Source organism: Bradyrhizobium sp. AZCC 1719 (assembly GCF_036924525.1).
Lineage (GTDB): Bacteria > Pseudomonadota > Alphaproteobacteria > Rhizobiales > Xanthobacteraceae > Bradyrhizobium.
The window spans coordinates 1533789-1549710 of sequence record NZ_JAZHRU010000001.1 but is presented as its reverse complement, the minus strand read 5'-3'; the positions used below and the strand labels follow the sequence as shown (position 1 = coordinate 1549710).

The 15922-nt window shown below is 64.2% G+C and carries 14 protein-coding genes and 1 pseudogene; all 15 read right to left on the bottom strand.

Annotation, left to right across the window (positions count from 1 at the left end; translation table 11 throughout):
* Positions 1-170: 170 nt before the first annotated feature.
* The 15 genes and pseudogenes from lnt to murJ all read right to left on the bottom strand — a co-directional run bounded on the left by lnt (position 171) and on the right by murJ (position 15808).
* Entirely contained in the window at positions 171-1781 is a 1611-nt protein-coding gene (gene lnt, locus V1292_RS07425) for an apolipoprotein N-acyltransferase (protein WP_334371459.1), read from the bottom strand.
* The gene (locus tag V1292_RS07420) at positions 1778-2896 is read right to left on the bottom strand and encodes a hemolysin family protein (protein ID WP_334371457.1); all 1119 of its coding nucleotides are present in this window, start codon (positions 2894-2896) and stop codon (positions 1778-1780) included. The genes lnt and V1292_RS07420 overlap by 4 nt, the downstream gene beginning before the upstream one ends.
* A gap of 1 nt (position 2897) precedes the next feature.
* Positions 2898-3401, bottom strand: a complete 504-nt coding sequence (ybeY, locus tag V1292_RS07415; RefSeq protein ID WP_442895503.1) for an rRNA maturation RNase YbeY — start codon at positions 3399-3401, stop codon at positions 2898-2900.
* Between the two features lie 83 nt (positions 3402-3484).
* On the bottom strand, positions 3485-4540 hold the full coding sequence (locus tag V1292_RS07410; protein ID WP_035726726.1) for a PhoH family protein: 1056 nt from the start codon (positions 4538-4540) through the stop codon (positions 3485-3487).
* Positions 4541-4544: 4 nt separating this feature from the next.
* Complete coding sequence (miaB, locus tag V1292_RS07405) at positions 4545-5975, bottom strand: tRNA (N6-isopentenyl adenosine(37)-C2)-methylthiotransferase MiaB (protein ID WP_334371456.1); 1431 nt, start codon at positions 5973-5975, stop codon at positions 4545-4547.
* A 200-nt stretch (positions 5976-6175) separates the two neighbouring features.
* Entirely contained in the window at positions 6176-8098 is a 1923-nt protein-coding gene (locus V1292_RS07400; RefSeq protein WP_334371454.1) for an ArnT family glycosyltransferase, read from the bottom strand.
* A 243-nt stretch (positions 8099-8341) separates the two neighbouring features.
* Positions 8342-8737 (bottom strand): hypothetical protein, encoded by a 396-nt coding sequence (locus V1292_RS07395; protein WP_334371452.1) that lies wholly within the window; start codon positions 8735-8737, stop codon positions 8342-8344.
* Positions 8738-8877: 140 nt separating this feature from the next.
* The gene (locus V1292_RS07390) at positions 8878-9576 is read right to left on the bottom strand and encodes an HAD family hydrolase (RefSeq protein WP_334371450.1); all 699 of its coding nucleotides are present in this window, start codon (positions 9574-9576) and stop codon (positions 8878-8880) included.
* A 12-nt stretch (positions 9577-9588) separates the two neighbouring features.
* Positions 9589-10038: a Fur family transcriptional regulator gene (locus V1292_RS07385; protein WP_028347833.1), complete on the bottom strand. Its 450-nt coding sequence runs from the start codon at positions 10036-10038 to the stop codon at positions 9589-9591.
* Between the two features lie 52 nt (positions 10039-10090).
* Positions 10091-10576, bottom strand: a complete 486-nt coding sequence (rimI, locus tag V1292_RS07380) for a ribosomal protein S18-alanine N-acetyltransferase (protein WP_442895502.1) — start codon at positions 10574-10576, stop codon at positions 10091-10093.
* Entirely contained in the window at positions 10573-11271 is a 699-nt protein-coding gene (gene tsaB, locus V1292_RS07375; protein WP_334371448.1) for a tRNA (adenosine(37)-N6)-threonylcarbamoyltransferase complex dimerization subunit type 1 TsaB, read from the bottom strand. The genes rimI and tsaB overlap by 4 nt, the downstream gene beginning before the upstream one ends.
* 237 nt (positions 11272-11508) lie before the next feature.
* Positions 11509-12078 (bottom strand): NifU family protein, encoded by a 570-nt coding sequence (locus V1292_RS07370; protein ID WP_334371446.1) that lies wholly within the window; start codon positions 12076-12078, stop codon positions 11509-11511.
* Positions 12079-12194: 116 nt separating this feature from the next.
* Positions 12195-12689 (bottom strand): universal stress protein, encoded by a 495-nt coding sequence (locus V1292_RS07365; RefSeq protein WP_057844710.1) that lies wholly within the window; start codon positions 12687-12689, stop codon positions 12195-12197.
* Between the two features lie 278 nt (positions 12690-12967).
* Positions 12968-14021 (bottom strand): annotated as a pseudogene (trpS, locus tag V1292_RS07360) (tryptophan--tRNA ligase).
* Positions 14022-14239: 218 nt separating this feature from the next.
* Positions 14240-15808, bottom strand: a complete 1569-nt coding sequence (gene murJ, locus V1292_RS07355; protein ID WP_334371443.1) for a murein biosynthesis integral membrane protein MurJ — start codon at positions 15806-15808, stop codon at positions 14240-14242.
* Positions 15809-15922 lie beyond the last annotated feature (114 nt).

Genomic DNA, 15922 nt, shown 5'->3' with positions numbered 1-15922 from the left:
ATCCTGCTCGGAGGATCGGGTAGAATTGCGGACGATCTGAGCAACGGAAGTGACTGGTTGTCGTATTTGGCTTGCAAGCGCAGAAAGCGAATCGCAGGCTCTCTGTCAACTGGTGGAGCCGCGCACGCAGCGTTTTTAGTAAACCAGTGACAACTCGGTCAGTGCAAATCTCAGGCAGCGTGCTTCGCAACGCGGCGTCTGACGACGACCAACAAGGCTGCGGCCACAATCACGGCCGCCGGGATATCTCCAAGGCGAGCATAAACCGTCGGCGACAGCGCGAGCGGCAGGCTGGCATCCAGCACGCCTTCGATGCCGAGGCCGAGCTGTGCCACAATTCGCCCCGAGGGATCGATTACCGCCGAGATGCCGGTGTTGGCGGCGCGCACCATCGGCAGACCTTCTTCGATCGCACGTAGCCGCGCCTGCTGCAGGTGCTGATAGGGGCCCGTTGAATTTCCAAACCAGCCGTCATTGGTCAGGTTGACGATCCAGCCGGGGCGGTCGTCACGCGTTGCAACATTTCCGGGAAAAATCGCCTCATAACAGATCAACGGTAGCGCGCGCGGCGCATTCGGTATCTCCATCGGGTGGTGCCGCGTGCCCGGAATGAAGCCGCCGTGGACTTTTGTAAGCTGCACGAAGCCGAGCTTCTCCATCCATTCTTGAAACGGCAGATACTCGCCGAACGGCACCAGATGCAGCTTGTCGTAGACCGACAGCACGCCGCCGTCGTGGTCGATCACATAGATCGAATTATAGGCGCGGGAGACGCGCACGCCGGGCGGGGTGTCCGGAGCGCGCACCGAGCCGGTCATCAGCACCGTGCCCTTGGGCAGGAGCTCGGCGATCTGTGCCATCGCGTCGGCTTCGCGCGTCAGGAAAAACGGGAAAGCCGATTCCGGCCAGATCAGGATTTGCACGTCGCGCACGCCGGTGGACTGCGGGCCTGAAGCGCGGTCGGACAGAGCAAGGTATTTCTGCATCACCTCCGCTTTGGCGCCATAGTTGAATTTGACGTCCTGCTGCAGGTTCGGCTGCATGATACGTAGCTTGACCTTGGTCAGGGCCGTCGGCTGCAGCGACAGCCGTACGGCGCCGTAAATTCCCATCGCCGCGAGCAGCAAGAGTGCCGCCACCGGCGCGATCCAGGGCTTGCGGCCGCGCGATGAGCCGTCGATCAGCGCTGCCGGGCTGGCAAAGATCGCAACGCTGAGGAAGGTCATGCCCCACAGCCCGATCAGCGACGCCGCCTGCGCCAGCGCCAAGGGCTCCGACAGCGCGTAGCCGAAGGCATTCCAGGGAAATCCCGATAGCACATAGCCGCGCAGCCATTCGCTGACCGTCAGCCCGATCGCGAGCGCCAGAACCCGCGACGCATCCCGCGTCCAGATCAGTCGCGCCAGCGCGAAGCCGAGCGCCGGAAACAAGGCGAGATAGGCCGGCAGGCCGAGCACCGCGAACGGCATCAGCCAGGCAAAGGTCGGCGCGTCAACCAGGAAGGCGTTGCCGATCCAGTAGAGCCCGGGCACGAAATAGCCGAGCCCGAACCAGAAGCCCGCCATCGCCGCCGCCGGCACCCCGCGCCATTTTCCGGCCGCCGCGCCGTCGATCAGCCAGACCACGACCGGAAACGTCACAAACAGCACCGGCCAGGCGTTGAACGGCGCCATCGAAAGTGCCGACATGGCGCCGGCGACGAGCGCAATCGCTGCGCGCTTCCAGCCCCAGGCCAGGATGATCGAAAGTCCCGCGACACGGAATTTGCTGGTTGAGATCACTGCGGGCCGGCTCCATCGCCGGAAGCCGGCGGCGTGTTGTCGTTGGTCGGCGCCGTGCCGGTGTCGGGCGCGGCCTCGCGGCGGCTTCGCTCGCGCGTCGAGCGCGGCGCGGGGCGTTCTTTCCGAATCCCGATCCGCAGCCGCTTGACCCGCCGCGGATCGGCATCGAGCACCTCGATCTCGAAGTTGCCCGGACCGGCAATGACCTCGCCGCGCACGGGCAGCCGGCCGACCTGGGACACCAGATAGCCGCCGAGGGTGGCGACTTCCTCGCTCCCCTCGCCGGTCACGAATTCCTCGCCGATCATCTTGCGCGCATCCTCGAGGCTGGCGCGGGCATCCGCGATGAAGGCGTTATCTCCCTGGCGGACGATCGATGGGGGCTCGTCGCTGTCGTGCTCGTCGTCGATTTCGCCGACGATCTGCTCGACGATGTCCTCGATCGAGACCAGCCCGTCGGTGCCGCCATATTCGTCCACCACCAGCGCCAGGTGGATGCGCGAGGCCTGCATCTGCGCCAACAAATCGATCGCCCGCATCGACGGCGGCACGTACAGGAGCTTGCGGATGATGTTGGCCTCCGCCAGCGGCATTGCGAGGTCGACCGCGCGCAGGTCGAGCCCCGCCGGGAACGGCTTCTTGCGCTTGGGCTTGGTGGTATCGCCGACGCGCGCCTTCGCGGTCATGAACGCCAGCAGGTCACGGATGTGGACGATGCCTTCGGGGTCGTCGAGGGTTTCGTCGTAGACCACAAGCCGCGAATGCGCCGCGCTCTCGAACAGGCCCATCAGTTCGCCGAGCGGAATATCCCGCTTGACCGCGACGATATCGGCGCGATGCACCATCACGTCGGCGATCCGCCGCTCGTTGAGCCCGAGGATGTTGCGCAGCATGGTGCGCTCGATGGCGGAGAAGCCGGCATCGTCAGGGGTGGAAGTATCGAGCACCACCTGAAGATCGGCGCGCACCGATCCCGCCCTCCAACCGAACAGCGTGCGGATCGCCCGTATCAGCCAGCTCTCGGCGGTCGGACGTATAACTTCGCCTTCCTGCACCACCACGGGCAAGTTGCGCGTGTCGCGCGGGTTGTCCTGTATCGGGTCGGAGTCCGGCATTTCAGTCCATCCGCTCCCGGTCCGCATAGGGGTCGGGAATGCCGAGCTGCGCGAGAATCTCCCGTTCGAGATCCTCCATGGCCTCGGCGTCGTCGTCCTTCTCGTGGTCGTACCCGATCAAATGCAGGAACCCGTGAACCGCAAGATGGCTGAGGTGATGATCGAACGGCTTTTCTTCCTCATCGGCCTCTTTCCGGGTGGTCTCATAGGCGATGGCGATATCGCCGAGCATACGCGGCGCGTCCGCAGGCGCGCCCGCGGCTGGCTGCAGCGCCGGAAACGACAGCACGTTGGTGGGCTTGTCGATGCCGCGCCAGTTGCTGTTCAGCGTGCGGATTCCGGCATCGTCGGTCAGCATGACCGCAAGTTCCGTATCGCCGACGTCGGCATCGGCAATTTCGGCCGCCGCATTGATGGCGCGATGGATCACCGCCTCGGCCTCCGGCTCGGCCTGCCAGCAATCGGCGACGGCGAGAACTTCGGTGAGGGGAAGGACGGACGACACGAGCGTTCCAGCGGTTTGCATTGCAATGTTGGGGTTGCGGCCCCGGCCTGCCGGCGGCAGGTCCGGGCGCGAAGAGTTTGCGGTCAAGATTTTCCGGTTGCCGGTTTCTGCGGCAATCCCTCATAGGCGGCGACGATCCGCGCCACCAGTTCATGGCGGATGACGTCTTCCGCGGTGAATTTCACCTGCGCAATGCCTTCGACGTTGTCGAGCAGCTTGCAGGCTTCGGCAAGCCCGGAAGCTTGTCCGTTCGGCAGGTCGACCTGCGATGGATCGCCGGTGACGATCATGCGGCTGTTCTCGCCGAGCCGGGTCAGGAACATCTTCATCTGCATCGACGTGGTGTTCTGCGCTTCGTCGAGGATGATCACGGCATTGGTCAGGGTGCGGCCGCGCATGAAGGCCAGCGGCGCGATCTCGATTTCTCCGCCCTGCAATGCACGTTCCACCACTCGCGCGTCCATCAGGTCGTACAGCGCGTCGTAGATCGGCCTCAAGTAAGGATCGACCTTTTCGCGCAAGTCTCCAGGCAGGAAGCCGAGCCGCTCGCCGGCCTCGACCGCAGGCCGCGACAGGATGATGCGATCGACTTCCTTGCGTTCGAACAATTGCGCGGCATGCGCCACCGCAAGCCAGGTCTTGCCGGTGCCGGCCGGGCCGATGCCGAACACCAGCTCGTGGCGTTTCAGGGCGCGGATGTAGGAATCCTGCGCCGCGGTGCGCGCGCGCACCGGACGCTTGCGCAGGTTGATGGTCTCGAACGAGGGCTTTGCGGTCTTGGCGTCGAACTCGAACAGCGAGCCCTGCGCGAGGACGGCGCGGATCGCGCCTTCGACTTCGCCCTGCGAGAGGTCGTGGCCCTGCACGGCCTGCGAATAGAGCGTCTCCAGCACGCGCCGTGCGGCGTCGCAGCCGTCACGCGAGCCGGCGATCGTGATGTGGTTGCCGCGGGAATCGACCACAACGCCGAGCCGCCGTTCGACCAGCGCCAGGTTCTGGCCGTAAGGGCCGACGAGGGCGGAAGCGGCGCGGTTGTCGTCGAAATCGATAACGACCTGGGTCTCGGGCGGTATTTGCATGTCGCGGTCAAATTTGCGGCTGGGAGCGAGCGAAGACGAATCCGATGCGCTTTTTGGCAAGGGTTCAGGCTCCCATGATCTTTTGAGAAGAATCGGTCAATGGAGAAGGATCGGTCATGTGTGAAACAGGCGATGGGATGGCTGAGGTATCAGCGAGTTCGCCGAGCAGGCTGTAACGCTCCAGGCTCTCGATCCTGACCGGCAGCACCTGTCCGATAATGTCGGGCGAGGCAAACACATGCGCGGGCTGAAGATAGGCAGTGCGGCCGACGATCTGGCCGGGATTGCGGGCCGCGCGTTCGAACAGCACATCGACGGTGTTGCCAATCATGGCCCTGTTGAAGGCCGATTGCTGACTGTCGATCAATTCCTGGAGCCGCACCAATCGCTCGTCCATTTCAGCCGCTGACACCGTCTCCCGCATGTCCGCCGCCGGCGTGCCGGGCCGCGGCGAATATTTGAACGAATACGCCGCAGCGTACCCGATTTGCGTGACAAGCGCGAGGGTCGCGGCAAATTCTCCCTCGGTTTCGCCCGGAAAACCGACGATAAAATCCGATGAAAATGCAATATCTTGGCGCGCCGAGCGAAAACGGTCGATGACGCGGCGGTAGTCATCGGCGGTATGCCGGCGGTTCATGGCGGCAAGAATCCGGTCGGAGCCGGACTGCACCGGAAGATGGACGAACGGCATCAGGCCTGCGAGATCGCGATGCGCTGCAATGAGCGAATCGTCGACGTCGCGGGGATGGCTGGTCGAATAGCGCAGCCGCACGACGCCCTCGATTTCCGCCAGGCGATGCAACAGTCTGCCGAGCGGCCAGGTCCGGCCATCGGGGCCCTCGCCGTGATAGGCATTGACGTTCTGTCCGATCAGGGTGATCTCGCGCACGCCGTTATCGGCCAGGCGCTTCACGTCGTCGACGATCTTTGCGACCGGGCGCGAGACTTCCGCGCCGCGCGTATAGGGCACCACGCAGAAGGTGCAGAACTTGTCGCAACCTTCCTGCACGGTGACGAAAGCGGAGATGCCGCGCGCGCGGATCGCATCCGGCTTGGGGGCGGGGAGAAAGCCGAATTTGTCCTCGATGGGAAATTCGGTTTCCAGCGCGCGGCCTTCGCTCTTCGCGCGCGCCAGTAACTGCGGCAAATGGTGATAGCTTTGCGGCCCGACCACGACGTCAACCGTCGGCGCGCGGCGGATGATCTCTTCGCCCTCGGCTTGCGCGACGCAGCCGGCAACCGCAATGCGCATCTCGCGCCCGTTGCGTGCCGCCTCGTCCTTGGCGACGCGCAGCCGGCCGAGTTCGGAGTAGACCTTTTCGGACGCCCTTTCCCTGATATGGCAGGTGTTGAGGATCACCAGATCCGCATCGTCAGCGCTTTCAGTCTCGACAAAGCCCTCGCCCGCCAGCGTATCCACCATGCGTTGCGCATCGTAGACGTTCATCTGGCAGCCATAGGACTTGATGTGCAGCTTGCGCGGCGGCTTCATGGAACCTTGGGTGTTGGTGGAAATAGCGCCCTGGCGGCGGCTGGGGCTTAATTATAGGCTAACCCGCTGAAAATCCAGCGCTGGCGCAACGTCATTCCGGGGCGATGCGGCAGCATCGAACTATGGTGCGCAGTTGCGCACCTGAGAATCTCGAGATTCAGGGTCTGGTCCTTCGGACCATCCCGGAATGACCGGCTGGGCTAGTCCGCATTCCCCCAGAGATCGTACAGTTCGGGCGGCGGAACCTCCACCCATTGGTTGCCAAGGTTGATGCGATAGGGTGCGCTGCTCGAGGGCCCTGACAGACGCCACAACTTTGGATCGACGAGGCGACCGTTGGCACGCACCCATCGAGCGATCGGTTCGAGCGCCGCCGCCTGCTTTGCCGGCGCCAGGGTAAATCCGCCCAGCATCACGAAGCGCAGTTGCCTGTCCAAGACCAGGCGTTCGATATCTGAAGGCGTCAGGATCGGATCGTCGCCGAGATATCCGCCCATCGCCATGACGGGCAGGCCTGTCGAGATAATGAGCGGCGCGGCGACGTTTGCGTTGGGAACCGCGACGAGAAAGTTTGCGGCCTCGCGATTGGCGATCAGGTAGCTGCTAAGTTTCTGGCGGGAGGCTTCCAGCCGCGATGTCCGGAATGCCGCGCGTTCAGTGTCTGGCGGTGCGAGCAGCGCGCTCATATTGGCAACCGGCGCCGCTATGTTCGGGCGCCTGAGAACGACGCTCGCGGCGGTCAATGCCGGCGGAACGAGCAGCGCGCCGATCGCTATGACCGCGAACAGTTTTGATGATGTGTTCTGCAGCGGAAATACGTAGAGAACGGCCGCGCAAATCGTGGCGACCCCGATCGCCGTCAGCCATGTCAGGCTGAGCCAATCAGACCCGATCGTTTCGGACTGCGCCACGCAGAGATACGCCTGCCACGCGGCCGTGGCCACGACGATCGGCGGCAGGAATATCCGCGCTGGTGTGCCCGCCTTCCACCTCGACCAAAACCCGGCGACCGCGATGCCGGAAAACACCGCGAGCGGTGGACCGAGCACGGCTACATAGTAGGTGTGGATCAATCCGCCCGCAAAGCTGAGCACGATCCAGTACATCACGAGCCAGCCGGTCCAGACAGCGGCGGCGATGCGGCGTGATGCCGGCGTGGCCGGAGCCGATGCATCCGACCAGGCGAAAACGAGGCCTGCGAGCGCAAGCGGAAGCAGCCAGGCAAATTGCGTCGCCGGCTTCGGCCGGAACAGGCGAAGAAGACCGGTTGGCGAGTCATCCGTCATAACGGGTTGCGACCGGACTTCCGCGCCTGCAGGCGCCGTCTCGCCCGAGACGGCGGGGGAGGGGGGTGCCGAACTCGTCGCGAGGAAGCGGGCCGCGCCATTATGCACCAAGGCGAGCTCCAGCATCGAATTGTGTTTGGTGCTGCCCGCATAGGGCCGGTCCCGCGCCGGCGCGAAATCGAAGAAGATCGCCCAAGATAGCGAGACGGCAACGAGCACGACGCCCGCGACGGCCTGTCGCCCGATATGCCAGGTGATGGGCGCGGTCGGCCGGGCGAGGCTGAACGTCAGCGCCACGACCGGCGCCAGCACCAGCGCCGCTCCCATCTTCACGTTGAAGCCTATGCCGATCGCGGCCATCGCGGCGCAGAGCATCGCGAGCCGGCCGGTTTCGGCGGCCCGCATTGCGAGCCATGCGCCGGCGAGCAGCACCAGGATGAGACAGCTCTCGGTATTGTTGGAGCGGTCGACTGCAACATTGACCGGGCTGAGCGCGAGCGCCAGCGCGGCCACGGCTCCGGCCGTCCTGCCCCAATATTTCTGCACCAGAACGTAAACGATCAGGACCGCGGCCAATCCCGCCATCACTTGCGCGAGCAGAATCGAAAGCGCGCCAAAGCCGAACAGTTTGGCGCTGGCGACCTGCAGCCAGATCGCCACCGGCGGCTTGTCGATGGAGACAAAGCCGGCAGGGTCGAACGCGTTGAAGAGGAAATTGTGCCAGCTACCGAGCATGCTGCGCACGCCGGCGGCATAATACTGTCTTCCAAAATCGTTCTGCGAAAGTTGCCAGGTTCGCGCAAGCGCAGCCAGCGCTACGATGAGCGAGAGCGGCAAGGCCGTCTTCAATATGTCGGGTAATTTCAGAATGCGCCGCTCCCCTCGCGCAGGTCGATCTGAAATTATCACCTGCGGCGCCGGCGCCCAGTTAACTCGCGGCAAGGTTAGCTCGCGGCAAGGTATCTCATGTCCCGGACGCGTCGCAGCGCATCACGCCGCAAGCCATCGCGTGTCTAGGACGCGCGTGAACGCACTCTGATCCAGGTCATTGCCAGTTTTGCGCACCCGGCAACCTGACGCTCACTTGACTCCCAAGACGTCCTTGAGCTCTGCCGCTTTGTTCATGCACCCTGATTCGTCGCCAGCCTCAGACATCTTGCGGGCTTCGGCCATCAGTTGGTTGGCTTGCTCGGCGCTCTTCTGGGTGCTGCTCTTGCTCGTGACTTGTTCCTGATGCGGTGAAGTGGGCTGCACGGCCGCTGCCGTTGATCCGGTGGTTTCAGGCTCAGCGCTCTTTTGCTTACCGGCCAGAACCTCCTCCTGGTGCTTGGTCCCCGGCATTCCCGTTTCGCTCGCGCCCGTCCCCGCGGCAACGATATTCGGCTCGAGCGCCTTCAGTTCCTGGTTACAATCAGCAAACGCTGGCGACGCGAGGATAAGGGCGAATGCTGTTGCGGTCACTATGCGTGTAGACATCTGAACCTCCTGCTTGAGGTTGTCTCTCGCTCGAAATGAGGGATACGAGAAAACGTCCGCAGATATTCGGGGGTTCCTTCCATACCGAAGGTGTCGGTGAAGATCCTGCTTTATGAAGCAAAGCGGACATTGACCGATTCTCAGTACAGAGCTTGGTTCGGTGTTGCCTCAACCCCGATCTTCTCAAGAAGCCCGGGCAATTGCCGCATGTCGTCGAAAACAGCGATGGCGCCGGCATCGCGCAGCCTGTCCCCATAGCCGGGGCGGCAATGGCTGCCGCCGTGAAAACCGAGCACGGTCATGCCAGCGGCGCGGCCGCCGGTGACGCCGGGAACGCTATCCTCGATCACGACACAGCGTTCCGGTGAGATATTCATCTGCTTGGCAGCAAACAGAAACAGGTCGGGCGCAGGTTTGCCGCGGCTGACCTGCGTAGCGGAGAAAATATGCGGAGCGAGCTGGTCATAAAGGCCGGCGCAGGTGAGGCCGTGGCGAATCTTTTCCGGCGTTCCGCTCGAAGCCACGCATTTGGGCAGGCCGATCGCGCCAATCGCCTCGCCGACATGGGCGATCGCCTGCAAATCGCCCTCGTAGAACTTCAGCGTGGCCGCCTTCACCTGTTGTTCGAAATCATCGGGCAGTCTTCGGTCGATCTCGCGTTCGATGGTTTGGCGCGCCTCGCGGTCCGACACGCCGAGAAACCGTTCGAGAACCTGTTCTGCCGTGATCGGATAGCCGTGGCGCGTCAGTGTCTCCGCATGCGCGCGGCATGAAATGACTTCGCTGTCGACCAGCACGCCGTCGCAGTCGAAGATGACCAGATCGAAGTTCGGGTTCAAGTTGGCACGCGATCAGGATTTGTCGTCGTCGAGCGGCACGCAATAAAGCTCCAGCCGGTGATCGACCAGTTTGTAGCCGAGCTTGCGGGCGATCTCGGCCTGCAATTTCTCGATCTCCTCGGAGGTGAACTCGATCACTTTGCCGTCGCGCAGATTGATCAGATGATCGTGGTGGCTGTCGGGCATCTGCTCGTAGCGCGCGCGGCCCTCGCGGAAATCGTGCCGCTCGATGATGCCGGCATCCTCGAACAGCTTGACGGTGCGATACACCGTCGAGATCGAGATCTTGTCGTCGACCGCGACACAGCGCCGGTAAAGCTCCTCGACATCCGGATGGTCGGCCGATTCCGCGAGCACACGCGCAATCACCCGGCGCTGTTCGGTCATGCGCATGCCGGTGGCGGCGCAGCGAGCCTCGATGCCGGTATTTTTTTGCGCAGACGGGGATTTCAGTACGGGCATGACCTTGGGGCCTTGAAGAACACGTCGGGGCTGTTGTGCCACCCTGCGCATATTACGACAAGTCACGTCGCATCAGAAGTGCATTCAATTGCTCCCCGCCGGGCTGCTGATAGTAGCGTTCCCGGCGGCCGACGACCTCGAAGCCGGCCCATTCATACAGCCGCCGCGCCGGCTGATTATTTTCTTCAACCTCGAGGAACACCTTGCGCACGCCGCGGCCGGCGAGATGGCCGAGGTGCGTCAGCAACAGGTTGCGTGACAGGCCGCGGCCACGCTCAGTCGCGTCGATGGCGATTGACAATAGCTCCGCCTCATCGGCCGCCATGCGCGACACTGCAAAGCCGATGATCTTGCGCCCGAGCCTGAGACGGTGAACGAGCGTGTTGCGCTCGGTCAGCATCACCTCGAATTCGCCTTCGCCCCAGCCGCGGTGAAACGATGCGCCGTGCAGTTGCGCCAGACGTCGCGCATCGCGCGGAATGGCCGGTTCGATCACCGAAGTGCCGCCGCCCCACCATTCGGTGAACCATGTCATCATGATGCCGGCGGCTGCGATGCGTCGGATAACGGATTTTTCGGCGGCTTGGCGTCGGGGGCGCGCAGATAATAGGGCCGTGCCGGTGAGCTCTCGGGATTGACCGCGGCGCCCAGCCACGCCACCCAGGCGATGTCGGGCGCGGCCTGCTGATTGATTTTGAAAGGCGGCGGCGCATCGGCCGGCCAGCGCTCGGCCAGAATTTTCGCCGCATTGCCGACCAGATGCGGCGCGCCGAAGCGCGCCGCCTCGAGCGCTTCGGCGATCGGCGCCACCTTCGGCTTGACCAGCGAACTGCCGTCGCCGCCGAGCACCTGGAAATAGACGTGATCATGCCGCGCATCGATCGCGGCGATGACGGGATGTTCGCTGCTCTCGCTGACGATGGGGGCGGCAAACACGGTCAGTGTCGTCACGCCCACCACGGGCTTGCCGGCGGCGAGGGCAATGCCGCGGGCGGCGGACAGGCCGACGCGCAATCCGGTGAAGCTGCCCGGACCGGTCGTCGCGGCGACGCGGTCGAGCGCGGCAAAGGCAACGCCGGACGCCTTCATGACGCGCGCGATCAGCGGCATCAGCGCCTCGGCATGACCGCGCTTCATCGCCTGCGATTCCCGGGCAATCAAACCGCCCGCGCTGGTGTCGAGCACGGCCGCGGCGCAGGCATCGAGCGCGGTATCGATGGAAAGGATCAGCATGAGGGGGCGAATAGCGAATGGTGAGTGGCGAATAGATTATCGATATCCGTCTCTATTCGCCACTCGCTACTCGCCATTCGCTCCTCATAACGTCGGCTGGTGGTTCGCAGGGTGGGCAAAGGCGCCCTTCGCGCCGTGCCCACCATACTGGTCGTGCTGCGGGTGGTGGGCACGCGGAGCCTGTCATCGGGCGCGCATTCGCGCGACCCGGTGGCTTTGCCCACCCTACGAGATCCCTTACATCGGGCGGACTTCGACCACGTCGGGCACGAAATGTCGCAACAGATTCTGGATGCCGTGCTGCAACGTCGCCGTCGAGGACGGACAGCCGGCGCAGGAGCCCTTCATGTTGAGATAGACAACGCCATCCTTGAAGCCGCGGAAGGTGATGTCGCCGCCGTCATTGGCGACCGCGGGGCGCACCCGCGTCTCGATCAGGTCCTTGATGGTCGCCACCGTGTCGGCGTCGGCCTCGTTGAAGAACTCGCCGTCCTCGTCCGCCGCCTCGTCATTGCCGACGGTGCCGTCCGCCAGCAGCGGCGCGCCGGACATGTAATGCTCCATGATGGCGCCGAGGATCGCGGGCTTGAGGTGCTGCCAGTCGCCGTCCGCCTTGGTCACGGTGACGAAATCGTAGCCGTAGAACACGCCGGAGACGCCTGATACGCCGAATAGTCGCTCGGCGAGCGGCGAACGGGCGGCGGCTTCGCGGCTGGAAAATTCCATCGTGCCGGTGTCGAGCACGGTGCGGCCAGGTATGAATTTCAGGGTGGCGGGATTGGGCGTGGCTTCGGTCTGAATGAACATTGGTTTTCTCCGGCGTCGCCGGTTCAAGGCCGGCGCGTGGGGTCTCCCATAGCAGATGGCGACGCCGCGCGCACGGTCAAGGGCGGAAATCAGAAATTCTTTAACCAGATCAAGCCCTAAGACAGCCCGTCGATCTCGGAATCGCTGAGATCGCCGGGGACGATGACGACGGGAATCGGGAACGAGCCGGCGGCCTGGGCCATCATGCTGATCAGTGGTCCCGGCCCCTCGGGACCCGGATTGGCCGCCAGCACCAGCATCGAAATATCGACGTCCTTGTCGATCACGTCGAGGATCTGGGTGGTCGGATCGCCCTCGCGAATCACCCGTTCGGGCGTGATCGCGGCGATGCCGTTGGCGCGGCCGGAGGCGCGGTCGAGCGCTTCATTGGCGGCGTCCTCGGCCTCGGCGCGCATCAGGTCGGCGACGCCGAGCCATTGCTGGTTCTGGTCTTCGATCGCGATGATTCGCAGCATCACCACGCCGCCGCCGACACGCACGGCCCAGCGGCTGGCGTAATATACCGCGCGGTCCCATTCCGCGGTGTCGTCAACGATGACAAGACATTTCGGCTTGTGACCCGTCTCGTAGCTTCGTCGCTGGGTGGTCATGCATGTCCCGGTGCTGCGCCAAACCGCCGCATGCTGCCACGGCGCAGCCGCTTTCGACAAGCGGCGACGCTGTTCCTCAATCTCGCGGTGATGGAAACTTACCCTCCCCTGGAGGGGGAGGGTCGGCACGGATCGAGCGAAGCGAGATGCGTGACGGGGTGGGGTGACGGTCTCTCCACATCCAGCAGTGCCCGAGTGGAGAGATCACCCCACCCCGTCTCACATTTCGCTTCGCTCAATGTGAGTCGACCCTCCCCCTCCAGGGGAGGGTGAAAGTTCTAGCTCTTTCGGATGAAACCGACGATGTCCCGCGCCGCCCGCATGGTTTCGTCGGCGAGGACGCGCGCGCGGTCGGCGCCGTCGACCAGGATCTTGTCGACATGGCCGGGATCGGCCACCAGCCGCTTCATCTCGGAGGCGATCGGCGCGAGTTTTGCCACGCAAAGTTCCACCAGCGCATTCTTGAAGCTGGAGAACTGCCCGCCGCCGGAACTCTTGCAGCACATCGGATTTGCTGCGCTCGGCCAGCGCCGCATAGATGCCGACGAGATTGTCGGCCTCGGGGCGATTTTCCAGCCCCTTTTCCTCCGACGGCAGCGGTTCCGGATCGGTCTTGGCTTTCCGGATCTTCTGCGCGATCAAATCCGCGTCGTCGGTCAGGTTGATGCGCGAATTGTCCGAGGCGTCCGATTTCGACATTTTCTTGGTGCCGTCGCGAAGCGACATCACCCGCGTCGCCGGGCCGGTGATAAAGGGCTCCGGCAGCGGAAAGAACGCGCCGTCGTTGAAACCGTGGCCGCGAATCGAATCGCCGAAATCATTGTTGAACTTCTGCGCAATATCCCGCGAGAGCTCCAGATGCTGCTTCTGGTCCTCGCCAACAGGCACATGGGTGGCGCGGTACAGCAGAATGTCCGCCGCCATCAGCACCGGATAATCGTAGAGCCCGACGGAGGCGTTCTCGCGGTCCTTGCCGGCCTTCTCCTTGAACTGCGTCATGCGGCTGAGCCAGCCGACCCGCGCCACGCAGTTGAAGATCCAGGCGAGCTCGGCGTGGCCGGCGACCTGGCTCTGGTTGAACACGATGTGCTTGTTCGGATCGATCCCGGCGGCGATGAAGGCCGCGGTGACCTCGCGGGTGTTGCGGGCCAGTTCCGTCGGGCCGCCCCAGACGTCCACGCCTTGCGTGATCGCGTGCATGTCGACGACGCAATAGATGCAGTTGTGGGTTTCCTGCATCTTCACGAAGTTGACGATCGCGCCGAGATAATTGCCGAGATGCAGATTGCCCGTCGGCTGGACGCCCGAAAAAACCCGTTCAACAAAAGCCATTGTCAGCTTCCCCAAGGATCCTGTCTCGGATGCCTGTTTCGCGCCGTCGTTTGCCACGCGGGCAGTGTCCGTGCAAGCCGTTAAGGGGCGGTTCGAGCCCTCATGGTGAGGAGCGCGAAGCGCGTCTCGAACCATGAGGCCACAGACGGGCCTTCATCCTTCGAGACGCCGCGGAGCCTGTCATCGGGCGCGCGTTCGCGCGACCCGTTGGCGGCTCCTCAGGATGAGGGGTTGGAGCGACCATGACTCAAGGCGTTAACCGCGTCGCGCCAGCCGATGACGCCGAAAACCCTTAAGAGCAGGCCGTAAATCGCAATTCCTGCCGAGATCACGACCAGCAGCAGGATGGCCTGCACAAGGCCGTGCGCGCCCGAGGTGAGGGAAGGCAGCGACCGCGTCGCAAGCCACAGCAACGCGCCCATGGCGAGTGCGGATAGCGCGATGCGCGGCAGCCGTCGTTTTGCTTCCGTGTCGATCGAAAACCCGAAGGCTTTCGCGCCGCGGCGGATCAGGCTGAACGCCATGCTCCAGGCGCCGACAGCAATGGCCGCCGCGATGCCGTCTGCGCCGTACCAATGGCTGAGCAGGAAGGCAGAAGCGATCGCCAGCACCACGCCTTTCAGCGCGGCGGTCAGCGGCGTCATCGTATCCTCGCGCGCGAAGAACGCCGGCGACAGCGCCTTGACCAGCACATGCGCCGGCAATGCCAGCGTCAGCCAGATCAGCGCGCGGGCGGTGGCTTTGGTGTCATCGGCGGTGAACGCGCCATGCTCGAACAACAGCCGCACGATCGGCGCAGCTAACACGATCAGGCCGAGCGTTGCGGGCAGCGCGAGGCCAACCGCGAGTTCGAGGCCGCGGGATTCGGCGTGAGCAACGGCAGCACGGTCCTCGGCCCGCACCGCGCGCGTCAGTTCCGGGATCAATACCGTGCCCATCGCGACGCCGACAATGCCGAGCGGCAGTTCGACCAGCCGGTTGGCGAAATAGAGCCACGACACCGCCGACGGCGACGAGGACGCGATGATCGCGCCGGCCACGACAAGCAATTGCGGCGCGCTCGATGCCATCATGCCCGGCACCGCCTTGCCGAGAAAGCCGCGGATCTCCTTGTCGAACGAGACGCGCAAGGGGGTCGCAACGGGTGTCGCGACGTTTTCGCCACGGCGCAGCACCAGCACGGAGAGTTGCAACAGCCCGGCGATGCCGACGGTTGCGGCGACGATCTGCGCGGCCCGCGTGGCATCCGGCTGCACGACCAGCAGCGCTACCATCACCGCGATCAGCGCGATGTTGAACAGCAGCGGCGAGAACGCGGTCAGCGCAAATCGCCCCTGTGCATTCAATAGCGCCATCATCACCGTCACCGGACCGGCAAAGGCGAGGTACGGCAGCATCAGCCGCGCATTGTCTGTCGCGAGCTGCAGCGTCTCGCGGCCGGCAAATCCCGGCGCCAGCACGGTGATGACGAGCGGCATAACGAGCGCCAGCAATGCCGTGGCAACGATCAACCCAGCCGTGATCGTGCCGAGCACGCGGCCCGCATAAGCCGCCGCAGCCGCAACGCCGCCGGTCTCTCGGACGCGCAGCCATGCCGGCACCAGCGCGGCGTTCAGCCCGCCCTCGGTCAGCAGCCTTCGCACCACATTGACGAGCTGAAACGCCGCCAGAAACGCATCCGCCACCGCGCCCGCGCCCAGCAGCGCCGCCAGCGCGGAATCGCGCACGAATCCGAGCAGCCGCGAGGCCAGCGTTCCCGAGGAGACTGTGAGAAAGGAGCGGATCATTGAGGGGGCTTATAGCAGCAGCCTGGCTTGCTGCCAGCAGACCCTCATCCTGAGGAGCGCGTCTCGGTGCGATCTATCCCCTCATCCTGAGGAGCGCCAACGGGTCGCGCGAAC